Source organism: Chitinophaga varians, from assembly GCF_014529945.1.
Lineage (GTDB): Bacteria > Bacteroidota > Bacteroidia > Chitinophagales > Chitinophagaceae > Chitinophaga > Chitinophaga varians.
This window is the reverse complement of sequence record NZ_JACVFB010000001.1, coordinates 465,787-486,758: the sequence shown is the minus strand read 5'-3', so window position 1 is coordinate 486,758 and position 20,972 is coordinate 465,787. Positions and strand designations below refer to the sequence as shown.

Here is a 20,972-nt window from a genome sequence, read left to right as displayed (position 1 = left end):
ATGACGTATTCATACAAAAACATACTGCTGTTGTTCCTGCTGATACTGTGTGCAGCAGGCTGTAAAAAAGGTTACCTCGACACGGTGCCGGATAATATCACCACGCTGAAGGACGTATTCACCAATCGCACGATGACAGAGCAGTGGCTCGCGCGGCTGTACAATCCCATGCCCGATATGTGGAACCAGCCTTACGGCGTTCCCTGGACCGGCCAATGCGATGAAGCCGACTATGCCTGGGTGCAGCCCGGCATCAACTCCGGCGCTATCACGCCCGACAATGCCAGTCCCTCTTATTGGAACAGCTACTACCAGACTATCCGGCAGGCAGCCATCTTCCTGGTGAATGCAGACCAGAACCAGGAAATCAAAGCACTGCCCGGCGGCGACAAGCTGCTGAAACAATACAAAGCAGAAGCGCGCTTTCTGCGGGCCTATTACTATTGGCTGCTGATGCGGCAATACGGCCCCGTAGTGCTGATGGGAGAAACTCCCAGTCTCCCGGAAGATAACTTCCAGGTACCCCGCAGTCCGTGGGACGCCTGCGTGGCCTATGTACTTTCCGAAATGGACAAAGCCTATCCCGATCTGCCCGTGCAACATGTGAACCCCGTTGACCCCACCCAGCCAGACGTAACACAGACAGGCCGTATCACACAGCCGATTGTACTGGCCGTTAAATCGCAGGTCCTGTTATACCATGCCAGCCCGCTGTTTAACGGTAATAAAGACTTCGCCACTTTCACCAATCAGGACGGAACGGTGCTATTCAATCAGAGTTATGATCAGGAGAAATGGAAACGGGCCGCCGATGCAGCCAAAGCGGTGATAGACCTCAACCGCTGGGATTTATTTACCGTATCCGACCCCGATCCTTTCCGGGCCGCTTTCCTCTCCTGCCGCAACCTCTTCTTCGATGGCTGGCAGAAAGAAGCTATCTGGATACGCACCTCTTCCGCGCACGTCAGCAACTGGGAGCGTCACTGTTCTCCCCGCTGCGCCAATGGCCAGGGCTGGAACGGTATCGCCGTCACACAAGAGCAGGTGGACGTCTTCAGAATGGCCAGCGGTAAAACCATTGACGACGCCGGCAGCGGTTACTCCGAAAGTGGTTTCACTACCACCGCTACCCCCTACTATGTAAGTGGCACGTACAATATGTACACCAACCGTGAACCACGGTTTTATGTAGATGTGACTTTCAACGGCTCCGTCGTTCCTGTTGTTCCGGAATCCGGTCAGACAAGGGTGGAATTTTTCTTTACCGGCAACTCCGGTAAAAACGGCGCTCCCCGCGACTGGCCATCCACCGGCTACACCGCGCGCAAGAATATTCACCCCAACACCGATTTCAGAACAGGCCGTAATTTCACCCGCCCCGCGATGATGATACGGCTCGCTGAAATCTATCTCAACTACGTAGAGGCGCTGAATGAATACACGCCCGGTCATGCAGACATTCTCAAATACCTCAACAAAATCCGTAACAGAGGCGGTCTCCCCGACCTGCTGCCCGGACTGTCACAGGAAGAAACGCGGACGCAGATACGGCTGGAACGCCGCATAGAACTGATGTTTGAAGGGCACCGCTACTGGGACGTGCGTCGCTGGAAAGTAGCAGACAACCCTGATCAGCATCAGGGCGGCGCCTTCCACGGTATGAACATCGAAAAAGGAAGTTCACTGTCAGATCCGGAGTTTCATAAAAGAGTGACCTCTTTCACAAGAGCAGCATGGCAGAATAAGTTCTATTTCTATCCGGTGCCACAGAGTGAGATAGACAGGAATAAGAAACTGGTGCAGTTCCCGGGATATTGAGGAAGGTTTTCTGAAGGGCCCGTGTAAAAGCGGGCCTTCTTATGTAGCATGTTATTTGTTCTCCCCAAAAAATACCCCGCCCGGAAAGAGTTCCGGGCGGGTTTCCAATAAAAACGCGTCCTGACGTTCAGAAAAAAACCTGAACGGAAGACTGTAGAGCTTCTTTATTTTTTGGCATAGTAGTGGTCTATCGACATCCCGCCTACGATACCAAACCCATTGTGAACATTGTTGAAGACGATTACTTTTTCAGACAGCACATCTTCATTTTTTTCTGATGCCATAAATGCGCTAAATAAATAGTTATAGCTGTCGTAAGTCAACGTTGTCACTTCTACCACCAGCGGATATCTGAAGTTTAACTCACTGACTGCAATGAAATTGAACCGGGGACTACGGCCATTATAGAGCGCATCATTGGTAAAAAATTCATTCCGTTCTTTTTTGTTGAACAATATGTCGAACGGGTCTGTGGATATCATAGGTATCGGCTGAAGATAATTGTATACTATATTTCCAGGCTGTACGCTGATCTGCTCGTATAACCTGATACGGTAATAGTTTTTTACTCCAGGCCTGTCATATAACTGAACAGATACGTTGGCCCGGCCCCTCCTGTCATCACTAGGCACTTCTTTCATCGAGACTTCTCCTACTACTACCCGCTGTGGTACAGAATCACGCCCTTCCATTTCGGGATATCCGGGAATTTTTGCGGTAACATGGTAGTTAGCACCAGGTTTCGCCCTGAGTGTACTTTTGTAGACAGCGTTATATCCCAGATCAACCAACTGAAGCTCTTCCTGGAACACATCATTTTCGTATAATTTCACGGTTGCATTTTTCACTATTTCCCTGGTCCACGGCTGCGTGTTCGGCCCGAGATTGGGGGTTCCGGTGTAGGACAACTGTGTAATGACCAGGCTGTCTTTCGCTATTAATAAATTGATGACCGGTTTATGCTGTTGGTCCGGTAAGTCCACCGTCATTTGTTTTCTACAGCTACAGGCTATCAGAACGAATAGCAGCATCCATCTTATTTTCATGGGCTAAAATTTCAGTTCGTAAGAAAAACTGGGCAGGAAAGGCACCAGGGAAACCGAAGTCAGGTTTACCTTTGATTTTACTACGTCGTAATCATCCACGTAGTAGAAGAACGGATTAAGACGGTTATAAATATTCAGCACACTGATATTCCATGTGCGTATCAATCCATTCTTTTTGTATTTGATAAAGCTGATGCCAAGGTCCAGCCGGTGATATGCTTTGAGGCGCACATTATTACGCGAACTCAGATAATCGACTTTGCGGGGCTGACCAGGCCATCCTGATGTTGGTATCGGGTTCGTGAGCCCCGAGTAAGAGGTCTCCGGTATGGTAAACGGCGCGGGACTTTGATAAGTCCAGGAGCCGGATAGTTCAATGCCTTTACGAAGTTTATACACCGCGACCAGGTGAACGTCATGCCGGCGGTCGTATTTATAAGGGAACTGACGCCCGAAGTTTACCTGCGGAATCTGACGGTTAGCCCATGCCAGTGTATATCCTGCCCAACCAGTGAGTCTTCCGGTTTTCTTTTGCAGTAATAGTTCCATTCCATAGGATTGTCCTTCTCCAGCTACCACTTGCTCTTGCCAGGAATCTCCTTTTGTTGAAGTCAGATAGTTGGCGCCCTCTTTATACTCGATTACATGTTGCATATGTTTATAGTATGCTTCCGCCGAGAATTCAAATTTTTCTCCAAACAAGTTACGGGCCACCCCCAACGCAAACTGGTCGGCATCCTGGGGCCTTACCCTGTCTGTAGCAGGTACCCAGAGATCGGCCGGCAGCGAAATGGAATTATAGGCCAGCAAATGAATATATTGGGTCATTCGGGAATAGGAAGCTTTCAGCGCCCAGTTTCCCGGCAACAGATAACGTGCGCTCAGACGGGGCTGCAGCGACGTATAAAGCCGTTTCTCTACGTTAAACGCGCTAAAATGCAGCCCGGCATTTACTTTCAGATTTTTGGAAAGTTCCCAGTCGTCTTCCGCATACAGCGTCATTTCCTGCGTATGAATATTGTGGTTACTATTTGCCGAATCGACGGTCACCACATCCTTGTCGGTCTGCCTGGTTTGCAGTACTCCCGGCGTAAAAACACGGGCCATCAGCTGTGCTCCGGCCTTAATCGTATGAGCGGGATTGGGCTGATAATCTACATCTATTCTTCCTCCGTAATCCCTGATACCAGAAACCAGTTTCTGGTAATCGGTGAATTTGCCGGTACTGGCAGTCCCTGCCTGATCAAAAACAGTTTGAAAACGATAATCGCTGCCAATCAGCATCACATTGGAAAACAATTTCGGAGAGTACACGTGGTTCCATCGGATAGTACCGGTATAGTTTCCCCAATGTATATCCGTGTTGGTTACATAGTCGGTGGCAAACTTGTCGAAATCACCAGGTCCACCGACATACTGCTGCCTCATCGCCAGTTTATCGCGGCCACCATAAAAGCTGAAATACAATTTATCTCTGTCGGAAAATTTGTGGTGCAGTTTTGCATTGACATCGTAAAAGTTCAGCCTGAACTTATCTGGTGGATTCTCCTGAAACCTGAGATAAAGTTTTGCGGCCAGATCGGGATATGATCTACGGGCAGAGATCACAAAGGTTGTCTTCCCTTCTTTGATGGGCCCTTCCAGCATGGCCTGTGCTGAAAGCAGCCCGACGGAAAAATTTCCGTGTATGTTATGCATGTCGCCATCCTTTGTGGAGATGTCCACTACTGATGACAGCCTGCCGCCGTAGCGGGCCGGGAATGCACCTTTATAGAGGGTCACATCTTTCAGCACACTGGTATTGAAAGTGGAGAATAATCCCATCAGGTGCACCGGATTGTACAATGGTGCGCCGTCAAGTAAGATGAGGTTTTGATCCGGGGTACCACCGCGAACCAGCAAAGCGCTGGTAGCTTCTGTACCCTGTTTAACACCAGGCATCAGCTGGAGGGTTTTGAACAGGTCCGGCTCTCCTAAAAGGCGAGGCGTAGCCCGTACCAGTGCTGCCGATAAATTAATACGGCTCATCTGGGAAGAGGCCAGGTTATTATCGGCCCCTGTGCCCCGGATAGTCACTTCCCCCAGCTGGCTGCTGAGTGTCTTTAGGCGGAAGGAGAAACTCCTGGTGTTTTGCATGGTAACGAATGTGTCCAGACGCTGATACCCCAGGTATGACAGCTGTACCATGACCGTATCGGCCGGTAAGGTAAGGCTGTAGAACCCATAGGCATTGGTAACAGTACCCGCCTGATATTGAGGAGCCACCAACGATACGCCGATCAGTCTTTCTCCAGACATGGCATCTTCCACATAACCACTGAGGGTATGGCTCGCCTTCGCAACCGGACCGATAATAATCTGTCCGTTCCGCTGCTTGAAAGTGAGGGATGTTCCTTTCAACAGGTCGGCGATAATCGTTGTCAGTGGCGCCTCTTTATAGTGACGTGCTTTAATGGTTATTCCCTGCACGCGTGTATACTCATAAGATATAGGTATCCTGGTTTGCTGTTCCAGTATTTTCAGCGCTCCTTCCAGCGTGGTAGCCGGAATATTGATACTGAATCTGGGTTCGCTTTGCTGACCGGTAGCCACCAGTCCGCATACTATGAACAGTACGATTAAAAAATGTCGCATCATTTGTTTTTTGAAAAACATGGCCTCCCCCGCCGCCTTTGAGGCAGCTGTACGCGGGGGAACAATTCCGTTATTGAATGATTATTGTTGAATGCCGGTAACAGTTACCCGGCCGTTACTGAGTGTGTAAGTCATACCACTCAGGTCTTTCAGCATCTCGAGTGTTTCTTCCAATGATGTTTTGGCAGCAATCCGCAGGTTGAAACGATAGGTCGCCATCATAGCCGGTTCATAGGAAACCTGTACCCCGTAATGATTTTGCAGGATACGCGCCACTTCGGCAAAAGAAGCGTTCTGCATTGTCAGCGCGCCATTCCGCCAGTCGGCGATGTCTCCATCTTCCCGTGTAGCCTTGTGCGTTTCCAGTTGATATACGATCTGCTGACCGGCTTCCAGTACACCCAGGACCGCAGTGCTATCCGACACCTGTACCTTTCCGGTGCTCACGCCCACTTGTATGTAACCCACACCCTGATAAGCCTTCACGCTGAATTCAGTACCCAGCACCTTCGTCTCTATACCACCGGGGGCGCTGACCACAAAAGGTGCTGATGCGCCCGGCGCCACGGAGAAATATGCCCGGCCATCGAGCATCTGCACATGGCGGCTATTCTTCCCGAAGGGGTCGGCATAACGTAGCCTGGAACCTGGCTCCAGCCACATCACAGAGCCGTCCGGCAGTTGTACATGCATCACCTGCTTACCGGCAGGAGCAGTCACCGTTGCATAAGATGCCGGTGCAGGCTTGTCCCGCAGACTAAAAAACACATCCCCTGCTACAATTAACAGCAATATGGCTGCGGCTACCTGCCAGTAGAGCCGCCGGACCGGCCTTTTTTCCGGCATGGCTGCCGGCATGGTGCCGATTATCTCAAAGATCCCTGCCTTCATCAATTCCCGCGTTGCCTTTCGCTCCGCTTCATCTTCAAATACGCGTCCTTCGGCCGGAAAGGAAGCATACCATCTGTCGAGTACAGCACGCTCTTCCTCGGTACAGATACCCAGTGCATGCTTTTCAAGCAATCGATCGATGAGTGATTTATCAGGGTGACTCATATGCTGTTGTTTAATAGACAAGTGTCAAATTCCGGTAGTACTATGCCGATGAAAAAAAAATTATTCCAAAAAGAAATTCCCCAGTCCCTCTCTCAGTTTTTTTAAGGCAGCAGAGAGCTGGTTTTTGACGGTCTGCTCCGACAGGCCGTGCTTCTCAGCGATTTCACGGACAGATAGCCCATGATCACGGCTCTCGATAAATACCTGCCGCATCTTGTCCGGCAGCCGCTGTAGCTCACGACGGTAACTGGCTTCCAGATCGGCGCTCGCCAGCGTCTCCTCTGTAGAATGGGTGATCTCCGGTATTTCCCTTCCTGCCAGCTGACTGTATTTATCTCTCGCCTGCTCCGATTTCAGGTGATTCAGCACCTTAAACCTCACGGCCGTACGAAAATAGCCTTCCACCGACTCGGTGATCTGAATCTGTTCTCTTTTCTGCCAGCAATAAATAAATACTTCCTGTACAATATCTTTTGCAGCGTCCTTATCGTACAGGCGCCAATAGGCCGTTTCGTACAGGGTTTCCCAGTAGCGTTCGTATAACTCTCCATAAGCAGGCAGACTGTCCTGGCGGACCAGCTGCCATAATTCGGTATCCGTTGTGTCTCGAAGGATAGATGATGACATGTAAATGGGCGAAATCAGGCGCAAAGGTAGTTTGTTATTTAGAAATGATGCAATAATTATCTTGTATAACGTCTACGGGTATACAGAAAACCCGCCGAAAAGATTTCCAGCGGGTATTCAGAAAAAAACTGCGGCCTTAGTTCCCTAAAAACACTTAAGCACACATCTTGCATCTTATAAAGTTCACTACATACATTCAGGCGATTGTTCCTGACAACATTGATTGATAAGCATGGTTTCCGTTGCTGCCTTCCTGGCAGCATTGAGCAAGTTTTAAATCATTCATCTTTGCATAGTACCCGCTGTATTTGTCAGCGTAATTCATATGCTGTTGTTTAATAGACAATCGCCAAAATCCGGTAGTACTATGTCAATGAAAAAAAAATATTTCCGTGTATTCTCTGTTGTTAGGCAGACATGTATACAAGGTAGGTTTCGATTCCCACAGGGATGAAATATTTGGGACCAACAGGGGTATTGGGGAGATGAACGCCGCGGGAGCGGGAATGACTGTTATTCCTAACCCTAATTCAAATCGGATTTACCATCCACCCGATCTTACCAGCATAATTTTATCCAATTCCGGATTAATCCGGAATTAGCATAAAAAAAGTAACTTTAGTTAAGACAGAACAATTTATAAGGTTATGAATAAAGCATACGATTTCACCTCCTTGTCCCCTAAAGAATTTGAGTTGCTTTGCAGAGATCTTATACAAAGAAAGATCTCAACCGAAAATCAAAAGAGCTTTTTTTTTAACAGCTTTAAGGAGGGAAAAGATGGCGGCATTGATGCTATTTTTGAGGACGGCAAAGACTATATTGTTCTCCAGGTGAAGAGATACCGAAAATTTGAAGACCTATATAACCAGATAAAAAACCAAGAGCTAGATAAGTTAAAGCATTTGTCTCCTAAACGATATATTCTGGCGACCTCCCTTCAAGTATCAAAAGGGCAACTATTAAAGTTATATGACCTTCTGCGACCTTATGTACTGTCAACAGATGATATTATTGCGGCCGAGATGTTAAATAATCTACTGGGAATATATCCGGAAATAGAACTAAAACATGCTAAACTATATCTACCCAATACCAGTGTATTAGAACGTTTGCTACATCCGGGAGTATACGAACAGTCACAGTATAAGCTACAGGAGTATGTTGAGCTGAAGAAGTATTATGTGCAGGATGATGCCTACATCCCGGCTATCGAAATATTAAATAAGTATAGGTTTGTAATCATTTCTGGTGCACCAGGGGTAGGAAAATCTACTTTAGCAGGGATGTTAAGTTTGTATTTCCAACAGGAGGGATACGAATTTTATTTTATCCGTGGAAGTCTAAAAGAAATATCAGGGCTTTGGAAGCCCGATATCCCTCAACTTTTTTTATTCGACGATTTCCTCGGCAGTGTTACCTTTCATGGTTTTGACAGAAACGAAGACAGAGAACTATTGGAGTTTGTCAGTAAGATATCAAGATCCGGAAATAAGCGATTGATAGTAACCTCCCGGGAATATATATTTCAACAGGCAGAGTTAAAATACCCCGAACTAAAGGAGCTTAATTATCTGAAGTGTATAATCAAACAGGCTGCTTTTACAAAAACATTTAAAATAAAAATATTATATAATTACTTGTATCATCCTCCGATAGAATTACATCACATAACCTCTATTACTCAGGAAGCTAACTATGAGAGCATCATTTTTCACAGGAACTTCACTCCAAGGCTCATCAGTGAATACATTAAAAAATACTATGACCCGAAAGGTAACAGAACTTCGCTTCTTTCAGGCCTGATTAGCTATCTGGATGATCCATATGCCTATTGGGAAAATATATACCGAAAGTTAGGAGAATCAGCAAAATTTATTCTGCTCATCATTGCCATATCTGAAGAGCCAATACCAGAACCCACAGTTTTCAAAATGTTCAAAAATGCAAATGAATATAGGCATTTGGCTCCAAATGGGCATGAAAAGGATTTCTTTAGTGATGGCCTAAAGGAAGTAATTGGCTCCTTTGTTTCAGTAGTACAAAATCCTGAGTTAAAGACTCGTGAAGACTACTACAAGGTAGACATTTCAATGATTTATGAAACAATAAAGACTGAAAGGCTATTAATACTAAACAACCCTTCGATTAAAGATTTCTGCCTCGAGTTTCTCCGACACCGAGACGACCTGATTGAATTGTTGATACAGACCGCCGTAACATTCAATCAACTTTTTCTTGTATTCACGACAGAGGAAGGTGAAGGCTTTTACGACGCCCTGGATATGGATTATTATGACCATAGCCATTTTCTGGATAAAATCCACCTTAACTCCCGGCATTTTGAGGTATTAAAACAAAAGGTTTTAACTGAGTTCGATGAACTAAAGACATTCCGTATCAGTACGGTCAACTGGTCCGGCGGTGATACAACCTATCATCTAAATTTTTCTCTGTTCCAAAACAGAATGTATAAGTTGGTCAAACTGGTCTATTATTTTAATCTGGACGACGACATGGAAATCAGGGAGTTTGTGATCCAAAAATACGACGAGTATATAAATGGAGAAGATCTTATGCAAAAAGCCCATAGTATTCTTCATCCTCTGACTTCTGCTGAAAGGGTTTCTCAGCTCGACGTTTTAGACAAGATCCTGCCCTATCGCCCTATCAATCCTGCACAGGCTATTGAGGATTATTATGACAACATAAGTTTTACAACCGAATATCTGTCATGGACATATTTTAAAGAGAAATTTCCAACAGAGTGGGACCATTTTGTAACTCCCAGAATCAGGGCAATTCGAAAAGAAATACAGGAAATGATTCTGGATGATATCGATTATTTCCTTTGGGATGGCAGCTATCAGTCCAGGGTTGACATGGACGATTTATTAGATATACGACTAGATGATCTGGTTGACTTCTTTAAGATTCGCATAACAAAAAAGCTACAGACCGATATAAACGATATGACCGGAAGAGAAATTTTTTCTCGACATGGGCATGAACAGGCAATAGAAAAGGATTCCCATTCTCAGGCAGAAAATGCTGCAGAAATCGGCAGCGATAAGGAAATGCAAGAACAAGAATATCACTCCTACAAAATCTCCTTAAAGCAGCTTAATCCTGACTGGAATGACATTGAGAATGATGCTCACGCCAAAAAAGTCCTTGCACAGTATATCGATGCTAAAACGGTCCGGAAGCTGAATAAGCTTATCGACTCCTCGCACCCGATTGTCAGGCATTTCCTCTCATCTACCACACAAATTGAACTACTGGCCTCCCTTACATCACAAATTGATATAGCCAAACACAGTTCTTCAGAAATGTGTCAACAGATGCTCTCATGCCTCAAATTAGAATCTGAAATTATCTCATTATTGTCCAAAATAGCATGCGCATTCCAGCTATCTCAGGTTCGTATCTTTAGAAAAGAAACCTTTCTTTCTCATTTTCATGAATATAGTACTGAGCAGGCAAACAATATTTTCGAACGCCTCATCAATATTAAACTCCTTACACAAAGGGATATCTGGTATACCTTTACATTGGACCTGCTAACGGATTTTCTGGCATTCCAATACTTTAATTGCCAACCAACTAACAAAAAGGAGGAACTTTACAAAAACCTGCTCACCTCCTTCAAGTCACAGACCATTATAGAACTTAGAAGCTTTCACATTGATCTATATCACAAAGACACCCCTTCTTTTATCAAACACTTTCTTTGCCCGATTATACAAGAAGTTATAGATATACTTGATAAAACAGATAATACGGCAACCATTCTATCATATATAAAATATACAAATTTGGCGATCGAATTCTCTTATTATGACAAATCTGGCACATATGATATTTATGCCAGTAGCAGTGCGGATAATCTTGAACCAATACTAAGGGATTTGGATATTGAGATAGTATGTAATGATTTAACAATAGAAAAATATCTCAATATAAGCACAAATCAGTCCCAATATTTGAGAAAGTATATACAAACCAATTTCCCGGATTTTAAAGTTGGATATACCATTCACTTTCAGAAAGAGCTTTCAAAAACTGGCTTTATTGAACTTCTTCTGGAACTCGGGATGCATAAAGCGATCAGAAGATATATTAAAGATTTAAAAAAATTCGTTTCGGATCACTATTAAAAATGCTACTCCCGGAGCTTAAATTCATCAGGCTTTTTATTGGCTTCAATTGTAGCATTCTTTATTTTGCCGGTTAGCCAAAGATGAACTTCATAGCATAGGAAGAAACACCTATCGGTATTTAACTATTTACCAAACACTCATTAAAGATAGAAAATTACCACACACTATGAAACCGTGCAACTGATTATGTGTTATCTTATCCAGGTTAATCCAAAAAAATATTATTTTCAGCCACTTTTACATATCAGCGGCTCTGCCGCACAACATCCGTTAAAATCCATCATCTCCGACGCAATACTATGATAACACTCGTTTCAAGAAAAGAATCCGTTCAGACGAAGAAAATCATTGGCACAGCATTAGCTAAGCTTCAAAAAGTATTCTATGACGAAGATATGCTTCAATACTACAGAGATGAGCATGAAGAACACCTATATCAGGACCAATTTGATTTCTTAGAGACTGAAACCATTGGCCATACCTGTTTTAATAAAATTATTGGACTACATCATACTGACATCAATACATTTACCACCACCCTGACTCATAAGCTGACGGAATTATTTGCTGCCATCGGCGTCAAAGAGCTCGTTGTTATTTCTCATCTAAAGCTTGATTTTTTCGGCAATCGCAACAACAAGTTTAAGCCGCTAGTCAATGCCTATAAACTACTTGAGCGGATCGTTGGTAAGCCAACCTACAAAGAGGCATTTATTTTAGACGTAGACAGCTTACCGGAATGTATTGAGATATTATTTTGGATAACAAGGTGCGATCCGACCGTTGCTGAGTACATTTTCCTTTTTGATAAGGAAGAAAAAATACAGCTTTTCCTTTGCAAATATGGAAATATCCACCTGACTGAATTCGGAAGCGAAACACTCACCGCTTCACTTTTAGCATCGATGGACTGGAAGATAATTGAAGGCCGGGAATCTGACAATTTTACAAGCGATGGAAAAATCAGGGGCCGTAAATCGATTAGATAATACGAGCTTACTACCACCAAAGAGAGAAAAAATTTTCTTCAGCACTGAATTGAAGCTTGTCCGGGGGCTGTAAGTGAATGTAGAACAAAGAAAATTCCCTTATATTTCTCCTATAAATTCTGTATTGTTCCTTATGAATATTGGTCAGCAAATATTATTCTTTATTAGTTCCCTGGGAGCTTTCAATGGAATGGTGATCAGCCTTTATCTTTTCTTTAGTAAAAGAAAAAAGACGCTATCTACCTTATTCCTCTGCATATTATTGCTGGCACTTAGTCTCCGGATCATTAAAGCGGTCTTTTTATATTTCAATCCCTCCCTGCCTAAAATATACGCACAGCTGGGGTTATCCGCCTGCTTTTTGATCGGGCCTTCACTATATTACTTTTTCCGGGCTGCGCTGCACAATGTAACTGCCCTTCCCCCCTCCTGGAAATGGGTCTGGGGAGGACTTCTGGGGGCTTTGCTGCTAACGGGCATCCTTTTGCCGTATCAAACTTATCCTGATCTGTGGAACGGGCCTGTGATTTCCATTATATACTATCAATGGATAATATACCTGGTGGCCACGGGATTCGCGCTAAAAAACCTGTTGAAAACGTTCTTTATACATCCTGCGGCATTAACTGAAACGGAAAAATTCTGGCTGTTTCTGTACGGCAGCAACTGTGTGATTTGTGCTATTTTCATGCTCTCCTGGGCTGGTATCGCCTGTCACCTGTACATTAGCGGGCCGGTATCACTATCTGTTTTATTCTACCTGACTATTTTTTATCATTTCCGGGGAAAAAAATCCGACCCCACCCATTTGCCTGTCAAAACCGAAAAAAAGAAAATTGCTGATACAGACGCGGTGACGTGGATAGAGAAGCTGGAAAAGACCCTACATGATAAGAAGTTGTACCAGGACCCCAATATTAAATTAAGCGATGTGGCAAAGGAGGTGAAGATAACACCACATCAGCTATCTCAGTTATTGAATGATAACCTGGGAAAAAGTTTTTCTACCTACATTAATGAGTACCGGATTCAGGAAGCCTGCAAATTAATAACCACTCATACCCATCTTACTTTCGAAGCTATCGGATACGAAGTAGGCTATAATTCAAAGTCAACTTTCTACGCGGCCTTCAGAAAAGTGAAAGACACCACTCCGGCGCTCTATAAGAAATCCTTTGATAATCAATAGGCTGCAGTACGGTTTTATAAATCCGAACGTCTGAATTGATAATATCAGACCACCCCGGTACCTGGCCTTTTTAGGTTTGCAGGAAACCGTTACAGATGACAAAAATTAGCCTGGCGTCCTGTTGGCTTATTGGCTTATCATTTCCCGTTGCCGCCCAAAAAACAATCCAGGGGAAAATTCTGGATGACCAAACACGGCAGCCCCTGAAGTATGTTACGGTTAGCTTATTGTCGCCTGACTCCATTTTTGTCAAAGGACAGCTGACGGATACTGCCGGCACCTTCCGGTTAACCCATTTGCAGCATGGCCGATATACCCTATCCCTTTCCTCTTTTGGGTACAACAGGTTTTATTCGGATGTTATATTGGATAATACCGGCGGCAGCAACCTGGACCTGGGCTCCATAACGCTAACAGCAACGTCCAGTCAACTAAACGAAGTCATTGTAACCGGCGAAAAAACAGTACTGCAGCGTCGGGCAGATAAATTGATCCTGCATGTTGCCGGCAACCCATTATTCTCTTCTTCCGCCAACACATTTGATATCCTGAAGAAAATACCGGGCCTGCAGATCAATGCCGATGGTTCTCTACAAATGACTGGGGGCGCTGCCCCCAGTATATTTATTGACGGGAAACAGGTACCCATGAGCCAGGAGGAACTGCAAAGTTATCTTGCCGGCCTTTCTCCTGAAATGATAACAGCTATTGAAGTAATCAACAATCCCTCTTCCAAATACAATGGCGAACATAAAAGTATTATTGATATCCGGCTGAAACGCGACCTCACTTTAGGATGGAAAGGCAACATCAGCAGTAATATCCAGCAAAATGCATATGTATTGGTAGAAAACAACCTGCTGTTGACCTACAAGACAAAAAAACTTTCCTACACAGCGCGACTGGGGTATACCGCCGGAACAGGTATTTACAAGTATTCGGCGCTGCAACATCTGGCCAATACGAATATCATGACCACCCAAAACAGGGTCCCCACCAGCAACAACAACTTTAATTATCAGCTTGGAGCTGACTATAATTTTTCCAAAACACATCATATAGCAATCACAGGACGCGCATATCAGTCGAGTCGTCATGTCAATTCCTTCAATACGCTCCACACAACAGATGCTACTGCTCAACAGCTGCTATCAGACATCTATACGTTCAACAGCGCCGTTCCCCGACAACGGACGTATGCGGTCCATCTTTATTATACCGGAAAGCCAGGTAAAAATCAGCTGGAAATACTTTCCTCGTTTTTAAAAATCAGGAACCGGCAAAACGAGGATATACAAACGAAAAATCTCGATGGGCACCGTTTGCTCGATTACTGGAAAACAGATCTAAAAAATGATATCCTGATACACTCGGTACAGGCAGACCTTTCCGGCAATCTGGCAAAAGGAAAATGGAGTACGGGCGCCAGATTTGCATTTAGCACCACCAACAATCAATTACGCTACGACACACTCAATCGGCTGTCTATTTTTGTACCGGACAGCAGTCGCTCCAACAGCTTCCAGTATGATGAATACGTTACAGCCGCCTATGTAGCCTACGAAAGAACAGTGAATAAATGGCGTTATAGCGCCAGCCTGCGCGCTGAACATACCCATAGCACCGGCAATGCCATGACCCAACACCTGCTGACCAGCAGGGACTACCTGACCTGGCTGCCTTCCTTTAGTTTTACTTTTCCGTTGGAACATACGCAGCAGTTACACGTGTCCTATAGTCGTCGTATTACCCGGCCTAACTTTGCCCAGCTTAATCCTTTCCGGTTTTATAATAGCCCGCTTAATTATTTCGTCGGCAACCCCTATTTACAGCCCTCCAAAACGGATATGCTAAGCGTCGCCTATAGCCGGCACGCCCTTAGCGTCACGCTATTCGCAGGCAGGGAAACGGACCCCATGGGGCGCTATCCTGAATATGACCCCGTTACCAATGTGCTGGAATATCTCGGTCGTAACCTGCCTTACAATGATTTCGGCGGTGTAGAAGTCAGCCTTCCGCTGACGATCACCCCCTGGTGGAATATGAATAACAATGTCAAAGGCAACTATAAAAAAGAGGTAACGCCCTACCACGATAAGGTATATGCTATTCCTATATTTGATTATACCCTTTCCGGCAGCCAGGTATTCAGTTTGCCGAAAGGTATCACCTTCGATATTTCCTATCTCTATCGTTCCGCTACCGGTAATAGCCTATATACCTTCCGGCCCATGGGAAGCCTGGACCTGGGCATCCGGAAAAGCTGGCTGAAAGGAAAGCTGCATTCCAGATTCAACTTTTATGACGTATTGGATACCTATCGTTACTACCTGACATTCCGGGAGAAAACGATCATCAATAACCAGCTACAACATTGGTACGGCAATCATAAAATGGCATTGACGCTGAATTATAGTTTCGGAAAATCCACCCATACCAGTAAAAGTGACAGTAAAAATGAAGAAGAGAAAAGGGCGGGCATGTAATCTGAGATTCGTTTGGCTAAACCGCCAACTGACGCCGTCCTCTATTTTCCGCCAAAAGAAAAATCACCCACATCGTTCTCCGGGATGTGGGTGATAGTGGCTGTAAACGAGGTCACAGGTAAGGTTTCCATCCGATAACTGTCTCTTCAGCGTCTCCTTATCGGTGACAATTAGCAGCGTGCTTATCTTCTTTTACGTCTGATCAATATAGCGGCGCCGAGGGCCAGCAATATTCCCGGCAATACCCACAACAAAAATATTTTCTGTACTTCCAGGCCGCCGGGCGTTAAAGTGATCTTTTTGTCATTGGTTTCGGGGCGTGTGGTATCCAGGGGAAATTCTCCATAGCTTAACCAGCTGAAAAGCGAGGTACTAAAAAAGAAGTTAGCAAATTGTACATCTCCATGCACAGCTGTCAATTCATTATTGGAGATAAAGTCCGCATCACCGGTTACAATGATGCGTTGTTCTTTACCATTCACTTTCCGGCTGAGGCTCAGGGCCAGCGGCACAGATCTTCTGTCATCCCCATTGATGGCAGAAAAAACGATCTGACCAGAGTCTGTCACCAGCCGGTCTTTTTTAATCCAGCTCTGGGTAGCATCGGAGATTAACAGCGGTTTTACGGTAAAGCCGCTGTTGTTATTCCAGGTAAGTCCGGTTACACCAGGCATGGATACACGTAAACTGTCTTTATAAGCTTTGTCTACCTGTTTCGTAAAGGAGGCCGCTGTATTGGTCAGGTAGGGCAATGCAAGGTCAGGTGCAAAGTCTTTGCCAGGCTGGGCGATGATACCATCCATCAGTTGTACGCCCACACTTTGCAGTAAGGGATTGAGCATGGCCTGCTTTCCGGGCTCGCCGGCTATCAGCAGATTACCGCCGTTATCAATGTACCTTCTTAGCTTTGCCAGGGTAGCTTCGCTGAAGGCTTCTTTAGGATCAGCTACCACCAGTGCAGTAATATCGGCTGGAATATCGGCTGTTTGCGCATTCACAGTATCTACATCAAACCCCTGGTTTATCAGGGCATACCGAAAAGTGGGCTCGTTGTTCAGTTTCTTGTAGTCCCGGTCTCCTGATTTATGAATACTGCGCTCCAGTTCTCCGGTCAGGAAAGCGATCTTCGGCATCCTGGACTGTTGTAAGCGTTTGAAAGCAGCGCCTACCTCCGATTCGTCCGGGAAAGTGCTCATGTCCTTAAATATCCGAAGAAAGGTGGTTTTGTTCTTATAACGCAGCTGCACCACAAAGCGATTAAGTTCCGGCTTCAGGTCTACCATTTTCCGGATCTCTTCAGGGGTTTTAAAAATACTCATGTCCAGCTTCTGTGCCTTTGCTTTCTGTTCTGCGACCTCCTTCAGGGTTTTATCTTTATAGTATTTGAGGTCTTCCTTGCTATCATCATAGGTACTATCATAATAGTTTACAAAGCGGAAGCTGATATCTGGTTTGAACCGTAAATAAGTTCCCCATCTCCCAATATATCCGTTACGGGATTGAGGCAGGCCCAGATTATAATACCGGTTTAACAGATTATTGTAAACAGTGACCTCAAGCGGGCCGTCGTCAAACGCCGTAGTAATGCGCTGCAAATTGGGTGTAAGCGTATTGGACTTAAGCGCAGTGGCATCATAGTAACCGATGAAACCGGGGCGCGAGCCAATATACCCTATCAGCAGTACCAACGCGAACACCACAACATACCGCGCTCCTTTTACGATCGGCGGCCTGGACTCCATACCGCCTTTCAGTTTGAGATAACTAAATGCCAGGAACATGGCAATAACCAGTAGGAAGTAAAGAATATCACCCGTGGAGATCAGCCCTCCTAACATCGTGTGGGCACGTCCTGACAGTGCCAGGAAATAGGTAAGATCTCTTACAAAATCAATATTCTGCCAAAGAGAACCAACATAGCTCAGTGCGGCAATCATTACAAAGGTGCTGATGGCGGCTACTACCTGGTAAGTGGAGAGGCATGACATAAAAAGGCCAATGGCTGCATAGGTACACAGCAACAGATAAAAGCCCAGGGTAGCAGAAAGTAGCATACCGGTGTCCACTGATTGAATATTGCAGACGCCTGCCGCCATAAAAATGCCGGCGACAGCTACCATCATCAGGCTATATACCATGGTGGCCGCATACTTCCCAAGAACGATCTGCCATACCTTTACCGGTGAAGAATAAAGCAACCGAATAGTACCACTACTCGTTTCCCGGCTGATAAGCCCCATTGTCAGCAGTGGTATATAGAGATACAGCTTTTCCATCACTGTATCAAAAAAGGCTTCCCTACCCAGAAATATTCTATGAGTGAGGTTCGAGGCCATCGACGCAGATACGCCACCCCCCTCCTGGTAATTGAGGTAGCGCTCCAGCAGGCCCATGTAGGTCAGGGCACACTGTACGAGGAACGCAATCATCAGGAACCAGACTATCGGAGAATAGAAAAGTGTACGCAGTTCGGTCTTTGCAATTTTGATAATCGTTTTCATTTATGAATGATCGGAGAATTAAGATTGAGAGGATTTAATGGACAATTGTTTGAAGATGGTATCCAGCGCGGTCTTATCGAAGGTGATTTCCCGGAGCCGCCAGCCGTTATGCACTGCCGCCGCTGTTAGTTTTTCGGCTATTTCCTGGTCGCTGCTGAAATGTACCCGTAGCTGTTTTTCAGTGAGGAATTCCACCTTATCAATGCCGGACATCTGCAACAGCGCAGCCTCCGCCGGCGGGTTTTCCAGGTGCATGACCACACTGCGTGGCTCTACGTAATTGTTGAAAGCGTCCATGGTATCTGCGAAAACAATTCGGCCTCCTTCGATCATCCTGATATCTTTACAGAGCAGCTGTACTTCCGTGAGGATATGTGATGAAAAGATCACCAGGCAATCTTTCGCAATCTCTTTGATCAGCGCTCTCACCTCAATGATCTGGTTAGGGTCCAGGCCATTGGTAGGTTCGTCCAGCACTACCAGGCGGGGACGGTGAATGATGGCCTGAGCGATACCCACCCGCTGCCGGTAACCACCGGAGAGGTTCCGTAACAGTCTTTTGCTGAAATGGGCAATGCTGCAACGTTCCTTCACTTCCCGTAGTGCTGCCTGCACCTTGTCTTTCGGTACCTGCCGCAGGCTGGCGCAATAGGTCAGGTACTCGTCTACTGTCAGCTCCAGATGCAGGGGCGCCTGTTGTGGCAGGAAGCCTACTTCCCGTTTCGCCAGTTGCGGCTGCTCCCGCATATTAAATCCATTGATATACACCTGTCCCTCCGTTTGGTTAAGTGTTCCACAAAGGATGTTCATCGTGGTAGACTTCCCTGCACCGTTAGAACCCAATAGCCCTATTATGCCCGTCTCGTTAAATTCCATGTTGATATCACGGATCGCCCAGGCAGCAGAATATTTGTGGGAGAGATGTTCAATTTTTACGATACTGTTCATTATGTTAATTGCTGTTGATACTAAGATTTATGGATTGTTGGTCATGTCAGGGTTATATTGCAGGTAACTATACGGCAACTGCATCACCAAACGATCAGGTTGGCGCAGTGTATACGATACTGTGCTACCGTCCTTGTTATATAGCGTATGCGTAAAGATTATCCCTGCAAACAGCGGATCTACAGAAAGACGACGCATATCAAACCAGCGGTAGCCTTCCATGGCAAATTCACGGATACGCTCTTCGATAATGAATTTGATCAGCGCCACCTGATCGCCCGCTATAGTCGCCGGCACGGCTGCATCGGCAGCCGGCATTCGATGCTGACGGAGTGTTTCCACATCTGCTACGGCGCCAGGCAGGTCGCTGAGCCGGGCTTTGCATTCGGCACGCAGCAGATATAATTCTGACAGCTCCAGGCCGTACCTGCTGTACTGTACGCCATATTTCCTCAGGCGTCCGCCAGCATTGAGCGACCCATCAGGATTCTTGTTGGTATACAGGCGCAGGCGAAGATCGGCAGCTCCGTACAGGGCGGCTGTTTGTGGTGTCAGCACCAGCCCGTTATTGCCAGCCATGTTCCCGTTATATCGGCCATTATAATAGACCTTGAAGAGCACGGATTCTGTCAGGTCAATAAAATTATTGCCGGGACCTTTGGTGGGGCCGATATTGGGGTCCATAGGCAGGAACGCGCCACCGGTTTCCATGGTCTGGTTATAATCATACAGTTTGGCACTGCCGGCCCCCAGATCGTTGAAGGCGGCATTTAGCATGGGCAAAGCGTCGTGATAACGTCCCATGAACAGGTATACTTTACCTAACAAACCTTCTGCTGCCGGCTTAGACATACGGGTACGAACAGCGGGAACTACCGGCAGGTCGGGCAGCGCTTCTGTAAGGTCCCTGATAATAAAGTCATACATTTCCTGTACAGTACCTCTTTTAAATACGGTAGCTGCGATATCGGCCTGCGTAATAACAGGAAAACCCGGGTCAGTGCCTGCTGTAGCGGCCAGATATGGTTTTGCATACAGATTAATGAGCTGGAAATTGCTCCAGGCACGGGTGGCACGGGCTTCCGCGCGGATGCTTCTCTTTTGCGCATCCGTTCCCCCCTCCGAACTCATCACCTCATTAATGATCTTGTTCAGCTGATACATATTGGTCATAAGACCGCTCAGCAACACTGGCGGCCGCTGGTATGCATCATTCGGATAGTAGATCACATCCTGCCACTGGAAAAGCCTGGTCATATGTTGGGAAACGGGACTAAACAGCGCATCTTCTGCCGCCACGTCATCTTCCATCAATACGCCTTCCTGCCATCCACCGCCACCACGCGCCAGATAGTAATCAGGGCTATTCATCAGTTTATCATAATCGGACGTGGAAGATGCCACCTGGCTGCCCAATGGCACCACCTCCAGAAAGCTCTTGCTACAAGCGCTAAAAGCTACAGGCGCTGCGACGCAGATCAGGAGATATAGTAATTTCTTCATCATGCTGTGTTG

General features: G+C 45.9%; 12 protein-coding genes. 5 read left to right on the top strand and 7 right to left on the bottom strand.

Going from position 1 to position 20,972, the window contains the following annotated elements:
* On the top strand, window positions 1-1,818 hold the full coding sequence (locus ICL55_RS01955) for a RagB/SusD family nutrient uptake outer membrane protein (RefSeq protein ID WP_188094359.1): 1,818 nt from the start codon (window positions 1-3) through the stop codon (window positions 1,816-1,818).
* A 164-nt stretch (window positions 1,819-1,982) separates the two neighbouring features.
* Here ICL55_RS01955 and ICL55_RS01950 read toward each other — a convergent pair whose 3' ends face one another.
* From ICL55_RS01950 to ICL55_RS01935, 4 genes are all read right to left on the bottom strand, one after another.
* Window positions 1,983-2,864 (bottom strand): DUF4249 domain-containing protein, encoded by an 882-nt coding sequence (locus ICL55_RS01950; protein ID WP_188094358.1) that lies wholly within the window; start codon window positions 2,862-2,864, stop codon window positions 1,983-1,985.
* Between the two features lie 3 nt (window positions 2,865-2,867).
* The gene (locus ICL55_RS01945) at window positions 2,868-5,498 is read right to left on the bottom strand and encodes a TonB-dependent receptor (protein ID WP_188094357.1); all 2,631 of its coding nucleotides are present in this window, start codon (window positions 5,496-5,498) and stop codon (window positions 2,868-2,870) included.
* 81 nt (window positions 5,499-5,579) lie between these two features.
* Window positions 5,580-6,554, bottom strand: a complete 975-nt coding sequence (locus tag ICL55_RS01940) for a FecR family protein (RefSeq protein ID WP_188094356.1) — start codon at window positions 6,552-6,554, stop codon at window positions 5,580-5,582.
* Between the two features lie 60 nt (window positions 6,555-6,614).
* Entirely contained in the window at window positions 6,615-7,181 is a 567-nt protein-coding gene (locus ICL55_RS01935) for an RNA polymerase sigma factor (RefSeq protein WP_188094355.1), read from the bottom strand.
* A 647-nt stretch (window positions 7,182-7,828) separates the two neighbouring features.
* Between ICL55_RS01935 and ICL55_RS01930 the strand changes: the two genes are divergently transcribed.
* From ICL55_RS01930 to ICL55_RS01915, 4 genes are all read left to right on the top strand, one after another.
* Window positions 7,829-11,341 (top strand): nSTAND3 domain-containing NTPase, encoded by a 3,513-nt coding sequence (locus ICL55_RS01930; RefSeq protein WP_188094354.1) that lies wholly within the window; start codon window positions 7,829-7,831, stop codon window positions 11,339-11,341.
* 302 nt (window positions 11,342-11,643) lie between these two features.
* Window positions 11,644-12,333: a hypothetical protein gene (locus ICL55_RS01925; protein WP_188094353.1), complete on the top strand. Its 690-nt coding sequence runs from the start codon at window positions 11,644-11,646 to the stop codon at window positions 12,331-12,333.
* A 133-nt stretch (window positions 12,334-12,466) separates the two neighbouring features.
* Window positions 12,467-13,522, top strand: a complete 1,056-nt coding sequence (locus ICL55_RS01920; protein ID WP_188094352.1) for a helix-turn-helix domain-containing protein — start codon at window positions 12,467-12,469, stop codon at window positions 13,520-13,522.
* 95 nt (window positions 13,523-13,617) lie between these two features.
* Window positions 13,618-16,008: a TonB-dependent receptor gene (locus tag ICL55_RS01915; RefSeq protein WP_188094351.1), complete on the top strand. Its 2,391-nt coding sequence runs from the start codon at window positions 13,618-13,620 to the stop codon at window positions 16,006-16,008.
* Between the two features lie 182 nt (window positions 16,009-16,190).
* On the opposite strand, the gene ICL55_RS01910 is transcribed toward ICL55_RS01915, so the two are convergent.
* From ICL55_RS01910 to ICL55_RS01900, 3 genes are read right to left on the bottom strand one after another with little or no spacing between them, the layout of a single operon-like run.
* Complete coding sequence (locus ICL55_RS01910) at window positions 16,191-18,509, bottom strand: Gldg family protein (protein ID WP_188094350.1); 2,319 nt, start codon at window positions 18,507-18,509, stop codon at window positions 16,191-16,193.
* 18 nt (window positions 18,510-18,527) lie between these two features.
* Window positions 18,528-19,457: an ABC transporter ATP-binding protein gene (locus ICL55_RS01905; protein ID WP_223151266.1), complete on the bottom strand. Its 930-nt coding sequence runs from the start codon at window positions 19,455-19,457 to the stop codon at window positions 18,528-18,530.
* Between the two features lie 27 nt (window positions 19,458-19,484).
* Window positions 19,485-20,963, bottom strand: coding sequence for a RagB/SusD family nutrient uptake outer membrane protein (locus ICL55_RS01900; protein ID WP_246496138.1), 1,479 nt, complete (start codon window positions 20,961-20,963; stop codon window positions 19,485-19,487).
* Window positions 20,964-20,972 lie beyond the last annotated feature (9 nt).

Bases quoted from the DNA above. Each gene is read 5' to 3' on its own strand.
- ICL55_RS01930 (WP_188094354.1), top strand. From the start codon at position 7,829: ATGAATAAAGCATACGATTTCACCTCCTTGTCCCCTAAAGAATTTGAG.
- ICL55_RS01935 (WP_188094355.1), bottom strand. From the start codon at position 7,181: ATGTCATCATCTATCCTTCGAGACACAACGGATACCGAATTATGGCAG.
- ICL55_RS01950 (WP_188094358.1), bottom strand. From the start codon at position 2,864: ATGAAAATAAGATGGATGCTGCTATTCGTTCTGATAGCCTGTAGCTGT.
- ICL55_RS01920 (WP_188094352.1), top strand. From the start codon at position 12,467: ATGAATATTGGTCAGCAAATATTATTCTTTATTAGTTCCCTGGGAGCT.
- ICL55_RS01945 (WP_188094357.1), bottom strand. From the start codon at position 5,498: ATGCGACATTTTTTAATCGTACTGTTCATAGTATGCGGACTGGTGGCT.
- ICL55_RS01925 (WP_188094353.1), top strand. From the start codon at position 11,644: ATGATAACACTCGTTTCAAGAAAAGAATCCGTTCAGACGAAGAAAATC.
- ICL55_RS01905 (WP_223151266.1), bottom strand. From the start codon at position 19,457: ATGAACAGTATCGTAAAAATTGAACATCTCTCCCACAAATATTCTGCT.
- ICL55_RS01910 (WP_188094350.1), bottom strand. From the start codon at position 18,509: ATGAAAACGATTATCAAAATTGCAAAGACCGAACTGCGTACACTTTTC.
- ICL55_RS01955 (WP_188094359.1), top strand. From the start codon at position 1: ATGACGTATTCATACAAAAACATACTGCTGTTGTTCCTGCTGATACTG.
- ICL55_RS01900 (WP_246496138.1), bottom strand. From the start codon at position 20,963: ATGATGAAGAAATTACTATATCTCCTGATCTGCGTCGCAGCGCCTGTA.
- ICL55_RS01940 (WP_188094356.1), bottom strand. From the start codon at position 6,554: ATGAGTCACCCTGATAAATCACTCATCGATCGATTGCTTGAAAAGCAT.
- ICL55_RS01915 (WP_188094351.1), top strand. From the start codon at position 13,618: ATGACAAAAATTAGCCTGGCGTCCTGTTGGCTTATTGGCTTATCATTT.